The 12,139-nt window shown below is 62.1% G+C and carries 6 protein-coding genes and 2 pseudogenes; 7 read left to right on the top strand and 1 reads right to left on the bottom strand.

Annotated features, from left to right (window positions below; translation table 11 throughout):
• Positions 1 to 487: 487 nt before the first annotated feature.
• Positions 488 to 4,159: an adenylate/guanylate cyclase domain-containing protein gene (locus AAAB35_RS23000; RefSeq protein WP_340670598.1), complete on the bottom strand. Its 3,672-nt coding sequence runs from the start codon at positions 4,157 to 4,159 to the stop codon at positions 488 to 490.
• A 546-nt stretch (positions 4,160 to 4,705) separates the two neighbouring features.
• On the opposite strand from AAAB35_RS23000, the pseudogene AAAB35_RS22995 reads away from it, so the two are divergent.
• The 7 genes and pseudogenes from AAAB35_RS22995 to AAAB35_RS22965 form a co-directional block, all read left to right on the top strand.
• A pseudogene (locus AAAB35_RS22995) lies at positions 4,706 to 5,094 on the top strand (IS481 family transposase); the annotation flags it as partial.
• Between the two features lie 45 nt (positions 5,095 to 5,139).
• The gene (locus AAAB35_RS22990; RefSeq protein ID WP_340670597.1) at positions 5,140 to 6,759 is read left to right on the top strand and encodes an ABC transporter substrate-binding protein; all 1,620 of its coding nucleotides are present in this window, start codon (positions 5,140 to 5,142) and stop codon (positions 6,757 to 6,759) included.
• Between the two features lie 95 nt (positions 6,760 to 6,854).
• Positions 6,855 to 7,352, top strand: coding sequence for a prolyl oligopeptidase family serine peptidase (locus AAAB35_RS22985; protein ID WP_340670596.1), 498 nt, complete (start codon positions 6,855 to 6,857; stop codon positions 7,350 to 7,352).
• Positions 7,349 to 8,314 (top strand): ABC transporter permease, encoded by a 966-nt coding sequence (locus tag AAAB35_RS22980; RefSeq protein ID WP_340670595.1) that lies wholly within the window; start codon positions 7,349 to 7,351, stop codon positions 8,312 to 8,314. Before AAAB35_RS22985 ends, AAAB35_RS22980 begins: the two co-directional genes overlap by 4 nt.
• Positions 8,311 to 9,153 carry an ABC transporter permease gene (locus AAAB35_RS22975; RefSeq protein WP_340670594.1) on the top strand — a complete coding sequence of 281 codons (843 nt, stop codon included), beginning with the start codon at positions 8,311 to 8,313 and terminating at the stop codon, positions 9,151 to 9,153. Before AAAB35_RS22980 ends, AAAB35_RS22975 begins: the two co-directional genes overlap by 4 nt.
• Positions 9,150 to 10,997, top strand: a complete 1,848-nt coding sequence (locus AAAB35_RS22970; RefSeq protein WP_340670593.1) for an ABC transporter ATP-binding protein — start codon at positions 9,150 to 9,152, stop codon at positions 10,995 to 10,997. The genes AAAB35_RS22975 and AAAB35_RS22970 overlap by 4 nt, the downstream gene beginning before the upstream one ends.
• Positions 10,998 to 11,382: 385 nt before the next feature.
• Positions 11,383 to 11,864 (top strand): annotated as a pseudogene (locus AAAB35_RS22965) (ISL3 family transposase); the annotation flags it as partial.
• Positions 11,865 to 12,139: the final 275 nt, after the last annotated feature.

The raw sequence follows: 12,139 nt of genomic DNA, 5'->3' as shown, positions 1-12,139 counted from the left end.
TCTCAGTTTTTCGCTTCCCAGCCTTCGTCGCACCAAATTGCCTGGGTGTCTGTTTTGCCGGGGCTTTCTTTTGCGTGACCATGCTTGACCTCTTCGAAAATGGTTTCAAGAAGTAGCACCCCACCCCGTGGGAAAGGGGCCTTCAACAAGTTGGGATTATCGGCTCTGCTGGAATTGACAAAGGCAAGGAAAATTGCCGGCGCGGGAGGTCAGCGACCTTCCGGCTCAGGCCCGCGGGCGATGTCGAAACGCGCTTCAACGGACACCTTTCTCCCAAAGGGACCAAGCAGGAAGCCTTGCAGGCGCCACCCGGCTGGAGAACCCAAGCATCGAGCGTCAGCACCGTCTCCAAACGGCCAGTGGGTGAGACACATTTTTGCTTGTCGCTCGACGACATTTGTCGAAGTTGGCTGGCATCACACCACCTCCGATCTCGAGCGGTTCACAACGAGGTGCGGCGCTACCCCCTTTGCCGCCTCCCACGGTGTCACATTTTGGCGAGTTTGCCTAGCCGGAGCCTGGTCGCTGCTGTGGCGACCACATTTCCCTTCAGTTTGTATAGATCCAGCGCCGCGGACGCAGCGGCGACCGCGTCGTCTCGTCGGCGGGAGGCCTCGAGCACGTGAGACAGGTCGACCAGTGCATCCGCCCGGTCGTTGACGAAGTCGGTCGCTTCGGCGATCGTCAATGCCTCGCGCGCGAGCGCCTCCGCCGCCTGGATTTCTGCCCGGCGCGCAAGCACGCGTGCGCGCACGCGGCGCCAACGGACCTGCGTGACCAGGTCGCCGCGCGCAGCCAGCTGGGAACTGAGCTTAGCAAGGTCCTCCGCCTCCTCATCGCGTCCCTGTTCGAGGATAACGACGGCGAGGGACGCGGCCATCGTCGAGCGGAACGCGCGCTCGCCCATCTCCTCGAGCGCGCGATACGCTGCGCGCGCGCTCTTCTCGGCCGCAGCGGGGTCCCCGGCGAGCAGCTCCACGACGGCCTCATGCTCAGAGGACGCCACGTAGAGTGTAAGGCCAAGATCGGCGTAGGTGGCGTTGCTCGTCGCGATCAACTCGCGGGCAATCGCGAAGCGGCCGACAATCGCGTTCAGGCATGCGAGCTGGCGGAGGATCGCCGCCTCCGACTCGGGGCTTTCGCGCACCTTCGCACGCATCTCCTCGCAACGGCGGATGCCCTCGGCGGCCGGAGTGGGCCCGAACCAGAGCGAGGACGCGATCCACGTGAGAATCTCGTAATACTCATGCTGATCCCCCGCCTGTCGCGCGTGGGCAGCGGCGCGCTCCCACGCCGCTGCGGCCGCCTCGCCGCGAGCTGCGTTAAAAAAAAGCCACGCCTCGAGCCGCCGTGCGCGGCACAGACCAAGGTCGTCCCCGAGGCGCTCGAAGATCGGGATCACAATGGCCGCCGCGCGTGCGGCCTTCTCCAGCCCGCCCTCCTCGCCGAGGAGGAGCTGCAGGAACTGGCGCTGGACGAGCACACGCGCTGGCAGGCGCTGGTCGTCCGCGGCCGCCGCCAGCAGCTCCGCCTCGTCCAGCACGCGCCCAGCATGATCCAGCCGACCGCTTTCGATCAGCGCGCCGCTCAGCTCCGCGAGCAGCGCGATCCGCCGTGGATCATCGGTGGGAAGCAGGCGGGAAACCCGCTCGAGCAGGCTGATCGCTGCAGGAAGGTCGCTACGCACTAGCGCCCGCCGCCCTGCGGCCTCGAGCCGTTCGCACGCCCGGGCGGCAAGCGAAGCCGCGCGCGCGTCGCGCGGGCCGAGCGAGACCCGGTACTGATAGGCCTGTTCGAGGTGATAGCCGACAATCTCCTCGAACTCGCCCAGCCGGTCCGCGGCCGTTCGCTCGAGCCAGGCGGCGAAGCGCTCGTGCAGGTCGGCGCGCGCGTTCTTCGGAAGGGAGCGATACGCGGCGTCGCGGATCAGGACGTGACGGAAGCGGTAGGCCTTGTCTCCGGCGAATGACGGCGCCTCCGGGCGGATCAGATCCCGACGGACGAGTGCGAGCAAGCCGTTCTCGAGTGCGTCGGGCACGGGACAGGCGAGTTCGTTGACGGCACCCCGATGGAATACTGTGCCCTCAACTGCGGCGGCCGTCAGGATGGCGCGCTCAACGGGCGGGAGGCCTTCGAGACGGGCCGCGAGAAGCGCGTTGATCGTCGAGGGAACGGGCAGCTCGGCGAGGTCGGACGCAGGGACCCAGCCATCGGACGCGCGGGTGAGCAACGCGTCGTCGACGAGCATCGCCACGAGTTCCTCGGCGAAGAGCGCATTGCCCTCGGCTGCGCTGGAGATCCTCGACTCCGCCGCGGGCGGCAGAGGCACGCCACCAAGCAGGTTGGAGATCAGCTCGCGGCATTCCGCGTCGCTGAGCCGCTCTAGGAGGATTGACGTCGCGTTGCGCTTGCCGGCCCCCCAGCCGGGACGTGTATCGAAAAGCTCCAGCCGCGCGATGCAGATGAGGAGGATCGGGAAATCGTGTGAGAAGTCAGCGACATGCTCGATTAAGTCGAGGAACGTCGATTCAGCCCAATGGACGTCGTCCACCACGACAACGAGCGGACCCGTTCGCGCGAGCGCCTCAAACAGCCTCCGGACGGCCCAGGCGGTCTCCTCGGTCGTACCTTGTCCCGCGCCGCCAAGCCCTAGCGCCCCGGCCACGCGCTCGGCAATCAGCCCGGCTTTCTCGTCGCCTGTGAGCCGCGACCCGATCACAGCTGCGAGCTTTTCGCCGGAGTCCGGTCCCTCCGCGCGCGTGAGCTCCCGGACGATCTCGGCCAGCGGCCAATAGGTGATGCCCTCGCCATAGGGCAGACAACTGCCATGCAAGACCGTGACATCCTCTGGAAGGTCGCTCGCGAACTCCCGCACGAGCCGCGACTTTCCCATACCCGCTTCGCCGAGAATGGTGACGAGGTGGCAGGTTCTGTCGCCGACCGCATTGCGGAAGACGGTCTGGAGCAAGGCTCGTTGGCGTTCGCGCCCGACGAAAGGCGAGTCGAAGCGGCGCGCAAGGCCGGGGGCGCGGGCTATGACTTCTACCAGGACAAGAGCGCGGATGGTCTTGCCGTGCTTGACTTGGCGCGGCCCGCTCGGCTCGACGACGACTGCATCGCGCACGAGCCTGTGCGTCGGCTCCCCTATCAGGATCTCATTGGCCGCCGCCGCCTCCTCGAGGCGCTTGGCGACATTGACGGCATCTCCGGCGACTGAAAAATATCCCTGCGTGTGGTCGCCGGCGATCACCTCGCCGGTGTTGATGCCGATTCGGTTTTCAAGGCGGACGCCCCAACCGGCTTCGAGTTCGTGGTTGAGGATGGCAAGTTTTTCGCGCATCTCCACTGCCGCCCGCACCGCGCGCAGCGCGTCGTCTTCGTGTAGGAGCGGCACCCCAAACACAGCCATGATCGCGTCTCCGATGTACTTATCCACGATTCCGCCGTGCCGTTGAACGATTGCGCTCAGCTCGCCGAAGTAGCGGCTGAGCAGGTTCCGGAGTGCTTCGGGATCGAGGGAGAGGCCGAGCCGTGAGGAATCGACGATGTCGGTGAAGAGGATCGTGACCATCTTGCGGGCGTCCGGGCTCGGCTCTCGTGTTTCCGTTGCTGCCGGCTTGGCCGGAGCCGAGGATGCGATCATCTGATAGACTTTCACGGGCGTGGGGATGTTCCCGAGCTGCTGTTCGCCCGCATACTCGAAATGGACATCGATTTTGCCCATGAGTTGCTCGTAAGCCGAGCCTGATATTGAGACGCTTCCTGGTGTGCAGAGTTCTTCCAGACGAGTCGCCACAGTGATGCCGTCACCCAGCAGATCGTCGTCCTCGATCACGACATCTCCCAGGTTTACGCCGATGCGCAAGACAACGCGGCGTTCGGAACTCACGGGTTCCTGCCAGTCGGCAACCTGTTTTTGCACTGCCGCTGCGCAGGCCACCGCATCGACGACAGACACGAACTCCGCGACTAAACCTTCACCCATCAGCTTCACGACACGACCGCGGTGTTCGGCGAGCAAAGGCTCCAGGAGGGATTGCCGCAGATGTTTCACCGCTGCCAACGTCCCGGTCTCGTCGGCATCAACGAGGCGCGAGTAGCCGACGATATCCGCAACCAGTATTGCGGCCAGTTTTCGCCCGACCCGATGCAATGCCATGGTATCGGCCTCCGCGCGGGAACTTTGCCCCCATCACCGGTCATTCCGGAATGAAATAATAGCTCATTGCTGCGAATGCGACGACCAGAATCGGACGAATACAGGGTCGGTTAGCACTCGAAGGCAGCCGTTTGTCATCTCGATGTCGCAGAGGGATCCCTTCTGCGGCGCTAGATGAAGACGATAAGCTGCTGCGTCATCGCATAAACGACATGGTGCTGCACTGATCACTATCGGACCACTCCAAGCAGCTGCTGGCACGTGGCGCGACAATGGCAGAAGTCGCCTTTACCGCCTTTCCGCTACCTTCAGTTTCACTGACTTGCGATACACTCGACTAGTTTTATCCATTCGGTCCGGACCGGAAAGCTGAGGTTGTTCCACAGTGTTTTTCGGACGACCAAATGAACATGCATGAGAATGAACATTTGACGCCGCTGGGTCGAGATGAGATCGCGCGACGTTGTTGCTCCAAAGCCGGGGCTGCGCGTCACGTCGAAAATGGCCAGCCGTTGGGTGATACGATTTCTAACTGATGGCGCCGCCGTCCACGTCGCCATCAACGATGCCTCCCCGCATCGCATTCTCACAGATACTGCCCGACGAGAAGAGGGAGAGAGCCGTTGCCTTCCTCGAGGCGGCATTGGCCTACTATGCCGGCCTCGGCAACACGGTCGAACGGGTGCCCTGTTGCACGTCAAGGGCATTCGCCCGCGCCTGATGCCGACACGATCTCAAGCCCGTCCGCACGGCCGAACGCCTTATCCAGAACGCCCTCAGCGCCCTCGCCTATCCCAACGCGACCGGCGCGCCGCATAATTGCCACAGGGGCCCTTCGCTACAATTGGCATAGACCACATGGCACCCTAAAATCCCAAACGCCGATCACCACACTCGGCCTGACCGAGGACAACCTCTTGAGGGTTAACAACTAGGCGCGTACATTGTGCGTCTGAAGTCCACGCACAACGGGGGACCAAATGGACAAGGGGTTGACGCGACGTTGCGCTATGCTCAACGGGGTGGTGTTCACTGCAGCCGTTGTCATGATCGGGTCACTCTCAATAGCGCCTTCGGCGAAGGCAGAGGAGCAGATTGAATCGATCACGTGGGCTTTGCCCAGCATCCCAGACACGCTGTTCATTCCGCATGCCTGGACGACCTATGGCGGCGCGATCATGTCGCTTGTCCAGGAAGGACCGCTAACCTTCGGCGACGATCTCACTCTCGAACCCGCATCGGCCGACAAGTGGGAGCAGGTCGATCCGACGACCATCAAGTATTACCTTCGGAGCGGCGTCAGGTTCGGCGACGGAAGTCCCCTCACCGGAGACGATGTCGCCGCCACCTTCAAGTATCACATGAACCCGGACTCTGGCTCGCAGCTCGCCTCCTTCTACAGTTCGGTGGCGACGGTTGAGGCGACGGCACCCGGTGAGGTGACCGTCAAATTGAAGGCGCCGAATGTCCAGTTCGCCTTTACCGCCGCTCACATGGCGGGATTCGTCTTCAAAAAAGAACAGCTCGCAGATAGGAATATCGGAACACCCGAAGTTCTGCCGCTTGGGACCGGCCCCTACAAGCTCGTTAAATTCGATCCGACACATGAGGTCGTCCTCGAAGCGCGCGACGACTACTGGGGGCCGAAGCCAGTCGTCAAACGGATCACCTTCCAAACGGCTCGAGACCGGCAGGCTCTGCGTCTCGCTATGCAAAGCGGCGAGATCGACGGCACCTTCGATCTCGCCATCTCCGATGTCGACCAGTGGAAAGCTCTAAACAACGTCGACATCGTCACCGCGCCGTCGCTCGGCATGTACGCGCTTATTCTCGATCATTCGGCGCCGCCATTCGACGACATCCATGTGCGCCGTGCCGTGGCCTATGCCGTAGACCGGGAGGGTCTCGTCAAGGCGCTCCTCAAGGGCAACGGCGAGGCGGCGACGGCATTGAACCCGCCCGAAATGTGGTCGGGAGTGCTGCCTTCTGACGAGGTTCGCGCCTTCTACGCTACGTTGCCAACATACCCGTTTGACTTGAACAAGGCGAAGGCAGAGCTGGCACAATCCAGCCATCCGGACGGCTTTGACGTCACTATCCCCGCATCGAACGCCGATCCATATATGGTCAACATCCTGCAGTCGGTGGTGGAGAACCTGAAGCAAATCGGTATCCGTGCAAGCATCCAGGAGACCGACAATAACACCTGGCTCGCGCAGTACTTTCGGCACGAAAAACAGGAGAAACACGAGAAATTTCGCATGCAGATCATGGGGTATTACCCGGACTTCGCTGACGCAGCCAACTATCCCGACCTCTTCTTTTCGAGTGCGAACGCAGAGAAGGATCGCATGAATGGCTCGAACTTCAGGAATGGCGCAGTCGATGCTTTCCTGAAGATCGCGAACGAGACGTCCGACCCGAAGGCGCGCGCCGATGCGTTGAAGGGCGTGTTCAGGATCGCCAACGAGGATGTCGCAGTCGTGCCGATCTTCTGGCCCGCCTCGGCAATGGCGATCAACAACAAGTACAAGCTCACCGGCTATACCGCCTTCTGGTACAATGTCCCGTGGGCGATCCGGGGTTTCGGCCTGAAATAAGGGATCGCGGCGCCGCTTGGCCACGGCCATTTTCATTGTTTTCGTCGCATGCACCGGCGCCCCTGCGTCCGGCCGAGGATTGAAGGTGGCAGCAGATGGAATTTTTTGAGGCAAGTCTCGGACGACGTCACCAGCTGCGCGTCGCAGCGGGCGTCAGCGACCCCGACCAGCTCGGCGCCAGCTACTGCGGCTATCTTAAGGCCCGGGCGGTCGCAACGATCAACCGGTTTAAAGCCGCTGTAATAATCTCCGGCATCGCCAATCAATGCCACTGTTCCTGCAGTCACAGCTTCCATGCGTTCATCGGGCAGCTTTCAGAGGAGCGCCATCGACGCGTAGCGATCGGTCTCTTGGCAATCATGCGGCTCGACGAGCCGACGACGCCGAAATTGATAATCCATGGCGACAGGGCCCGATGCACCCCGCTCGGCCAGGCGCAGGAATCGTATGCGGCCCTCCTCGAACGCGGTGCCCAGTCGGAGCTCGTCGTCTATCGGCGCGAAGGCCTGGGCGTGCGCGAGCGGGAGCGCAGGCTCGATGGATGGCGACGCACGATCGGCTGGTTCGACCGCTATCTCGGGTCCCCGCGGTGACGGGCTCGAGCCTCATCGTCTTCGTCGCGCGACGGTTCGCCGTGGCGATCCCACTCCTCCTTATAATCTCCTTCGGCGTCTTCGCGCTGGTCCACATCGCACCCGGTGACCCGGTCCGCTCCCTGCTTGGCGCACGCCCGTCAGACCCGGCAACGCTCGTAGCCATCCGTGCGCGTTACCACTTGGACGATCCGTTCCTCGTCCAATATGGGAAGTGGCTGTTGCAGGTGATCCGAGGCGACCTAGGCGTATCGATCCAGGGCAACCGGGCGGTGACGAGTACGATTGCGGATCGGCTCGGCGTCACCATCTTTCTCAGCTTGATGAGCACCATTCTCGTTCTTGGCCTCGGCATCCTGCTCGGTGCGCTCGCGGCCTTCCGCCGTGGTACGTGGCTCGACCGGGCGGTCGTGATGTTCGGTGTTTTCGGCATCAGCTCTCCGGCCTTCGTCACAGGCATTTTCCTTCTCTATGTCTTCGGCGTTCTGCTGCACTGGTTCCCGATCTTCGGTCCGGGGAGCGGATTTCTCCAGCGTGCCTGGCACCTGACGCTTCCGGCGCTGGCGCTTGCGATCTCGGTCATGGCGATCGTCGTCAAAATCACGCGCGCGGCGATGATCGAGGAGCTGGCCCGAGACTACGTCACGTTTGCGCGCGCGCGCGGACTGAGTTCGCATCGCATTTTGTTTGCCTACGTGCTCAGGAACTCCCTCATTCCTGTGGTCACGGCCGCAGGGCTCATCGTCGTAGGCATCGTGACCGGCGCGATCTACGTCGAGGTCACCTTTTCGTTGCCAGGTCTCGGCGCCTTGACGATCGATGCAATCCAGAAGCGCGACATTCCGATGATCCAAGGGACCACGCTGCTTTTCTCTGCCTTCGTCGTGGTCATCAACCTTGCGATCGACGTGATCTATACGCTGATCGACCCGCGCATCCGTTTCGGCCGAGTCGAGTCATGAGCGCCCCAGCCATCGGCGAAACACGAAGGAGGAAGCAGCCATTGCGCTTTCCAATCGTCATAATCGTTGCTGCGCTGATGGTCACCGCGGTGGCGATCTGCGCTGTCCTTGGGGAGAGAATCGCCCCCGATTCGCCCTTCCTCCAGCGTCTCGGGATCGGCGATACGCCGCCTTCCCCAGTACACCTTGCCGGGACGGATCTACTCGGCCGCGATGTCCTGTCGCGCGTGATCTATGGTGCGAGAACGGCCTTGGTCGGCCCAGTCGTCGTTGCCGCCGGAGCTTTCGCGATCGCGACCCTGCTTGGCCTTCTTTCGGGCTATCTCGGCGGTCTGGTCGATTCGGCCATCATGCGCTGGGTGGATTTCATGCTCGCGTTGCCGGGGCCGCTCGTGGCGGTCGTCGTCGTTGGTGTAGTGGGCGGCGGATACTGGACCGCCGTCCTCGTTTTGGTCGTCCTTTTCGCCGCCCCCGATACGCGCATTGTGCGGAGCGCGGTCCTCGAGCAACGACCGCTTCCTTATATCGACGCCGCGCGCACTCTCGGTATCTCGAAGACGCGTATTGTGTTCGTGCACATCTTCCCGAACGTCGCGCCGATCATCCTCGCATATGTAGTCCTCGACTTTGCCTTCGCGCTGGTCAATCTCGCCGGGCTGTCGTTCCTAGGCCTCGGCATTGAGCCCGGGACCCCTGACTGGGGTCGGATGCTCTTCGAGAACCGCAATATCCTCTTCTCCAATCCGGTTGCGCTGATCCTGCCGTCAGGAATGATCGTCCTTACCGCGGTCAGCATGAACCTCATCGGTGATTGGCTGTTCGAGCGGTTTGCAGAGTGAACACGGCCGTAACGCGCGCGGGTCAGGACGGTCCGCTCCTCGAGGTCGAGGGGCTAGCGATCTCACACGGCGCGGTGCCCATTACGACGTCCTTGGGCATCATGGTGAAGCGGGGCGAGACCGTTGCGATCGTCGGCGAATCCGGGTCCGGAAAATCGCTCACGGCGCGGGCAATCGCCGGCATATTGCCGCCAGGCATAAATGCCACAGGCGCTGTCACGCTAGACGGCATCCCCCTGATGCGGCTTACCGAGAGCGAACTCCGCAAGATCCGCGGGTTTCGCGTGTCGATGCTTATGCAGGATCCGTTCACGATGCTGAATCCACTCATGCGAAGCGGCGACCACATTGACGAAATGCTGCGCGACCGGCCCGAATTCGCCTCGCGTGCCGTAAGAGCCGCGGAGGTGAAAAGACGCCTCGCAGAGGTCGGCATAACCGACGAGGATGTAGCCCGCCGCTTGCCATTTCAGCTATCGGGGGGCATGTGCCAGCGCGTCGCACTTGCCGCCGCTCTCGCTCGCGACCCGGAACTGCTCATTGCCGATGAGCCCTCGACGGCGCTCGACGTAACAACGCAGGCGGAGATCATCAAGCTCCTGCGTCGTGTCCAGCGCGAGCGACACATGAGCCTCATTCTCATTACGCACAACCTACGCCTCGCGTTCTCGACCTGCCAGCGCATCTATGTGCTCTACGCCGGCTCAATGCTCGAAGTCGGCGAGGCCGCATCTGTCGAGCGTCAGCCGTTCCATCCTTACACCTTGGGACTTCTGCTCTCGGAACCGCCGGTCGATATTCGCGTGCCTCGGCTCGTTGCGATCCGGGGCTCCGTGCCGCGCGCGGCCGATGTTGTCGACAGCTGTGGTTTCGCCGACCGCTGTGATTGGGCGAAAGAGATTTGCCGCGCCGGCAAGCCGCCGCTGGCCGCTCGCGATGCGAGTCGGTTCACTGCATGCATCCGCCAACACGAGATTCAGGGTGAACTTGACGCTCTGCGCGGGGCGGCGCTCTTGGCGGCGCCTATAACGCCGCGCCAGAGCGAAACCGCAGGGGCGCTCGTTCGCGTTGACGCGCTCGTCAAGACATTCGTGGGCAGGCGGGGCCGTTCGATCTGCGCGGTAAAGGACGTATCGCTTCACATTATGTCCGGGGAAAGCGTCGGCCTCGTCGGCGAATCCGGCTCGGGCAAGACCACGCTCGCGCGCTGCCTCGTGGGCCTCGAAACCCCGACTGCTGGCAACATCCTCATCAACGGCATCGCGACAGCGAATTTCGGCGCCATGGCGAAGGCGGACCGCGCCCGCGTTCGGCGGACAATTCAGATGGTCTTCCAGGATCCCTATTCGACACTAAATCCAAGGCATAGCGTCGGGCAGGCTCTGGGCGAGGCGCTCGGGGCGTCGGCGGGCGCTACCGGCCCAGCGACGCCGGAACGGATCGCGTCGCTGCTGGCAGAAGTCAGCTTGTCTGCCGCCTACGCCACGCGCCGTCCGGTGTCGCTTTCGGGCGGCGAGCGCCAGCGAGTCGCCATCGCACGCGCGCTTGCTGTCAAACCGGCAATCCTCGTTTGCGACGAACCAGTATCTGCACTTGACGTCTCGGTGCAGGCGCAGGTGCTCAACCTATTCAAGCGCCTGCAAGTCGAGCACGAGCTCTCATATCTCTTCATCTCGCACGACCTTGCTGTCGTGCGCCAGATCGCCGAGCGCATTTATGTCCTCTATCTTGGCGAGATCGTCGAGGAGGGCCCTACAGAGAGGGTCATCGGCAACCCGCTGCACCCGTACACGCGTCGCCTCGTTGAATCCATGCCGCGCTCTGCCATCCAACGTGCACCCTGAGGCAACTCACAGCATGGCATTCCATGCATTCCTGCGCGCCGCCCCCGCCGGGATGGACCGGCGCATTTTTCTGTTTTCTTTCCGCAAAGAGGTCTAAATTTTCGGCGCTATTAACTAAAACCAGGGACGGGACGGCATTGCCTATCAGCGGCTAGCGGCCGAATGTCGTTACAATGTGCGCAAATATTCGGTTCGATTTTTGCAGACCTTCGTGTTTCGCTCCTCCCGTCGTCACGATCCGCTGATTTCGGCCATCGAAATGCTCAGGACATTGGATGACAACCGTCGCAGATCGCTACCTGACAGGGCGCCGGTTGCTCACCTTTCCGAGTGTTGAACCATTTAAGAAGTGGCCAAAATCGACTTAAGAAGTGCAAGCCAGCAGATCGAGATCGTTGCTCGAGATCGCGGCGAAGGCGACGGCTGGCTGTGGCAAAGGCGCTGCCACATGCGATGCAAGTAGCAGACCGATGGCACCTGATAGAAAGCGCCAGCCGTGTATTTGTGGATGCTGTCCGCAAGTCCATGCGCAGTATCCGGTCGGTAATCCGAGCCACCAAGATCGATCCCGATCTGCTCACCGCGGCCGAGCGCATTCAATATGAGGCTATCTGCGGCGCGAAGAGGCCAATGCTGCCATACTCGATCTGACGAAGGATGGAGCAACGATCAAGGAGATCGTGCGTCGCACCGGACATAGCCGCGGATACGTTCGGCACGGGATCAACGTTTTGACGTCTTCCGCGTCCGGGAAAGCTCGCTTGAGCTGCACCTCGAATAGCTTGAGGTGCAGTGGACCGCAGGCCATTCCAACGGCGTGTCGTCGGCGAATGGGCGACGCGCGCGCGCCTGGCGAAGCCGTCAGATTATGGCGGCGAACTTTTTAGTGATCGCGTCAAAGCCCTTTTGCGTTGGGTGTAACTCATTTGCCCACCAGTTCTTGTAGGACGAACCGGTCGGAAGCGTGTTCCGCAAATTCAGAAATTTGACATGTTGAAAGGGAGGCTTTCCTTCGATCCCAGCCAGCATCTCGTTGAAGCGGTCAATCAGTTTCACACAGATTTGCTTCCGCTTGCTCATGTCTGCGTAGCCCTTGCGACGAAAGCCCGGCTCAAGCCATGGGCCTGGAAATGGGCCTCATC

Origin of the sequence: Phyllobacterium sp. (genome assembly GCF_037994425.1) — a bacterium.
GTDB lineage: Bacteria > Pseudomonadota > Alphaproteobacteria > Rhizobiales > Rhizobiaceae > Phyllobacterium.
The sequence above is the reverse complement of the archived record's forward strand: the minus strand, read 5'-3'. Positions and strand labels throughout refer to the sequence as shown.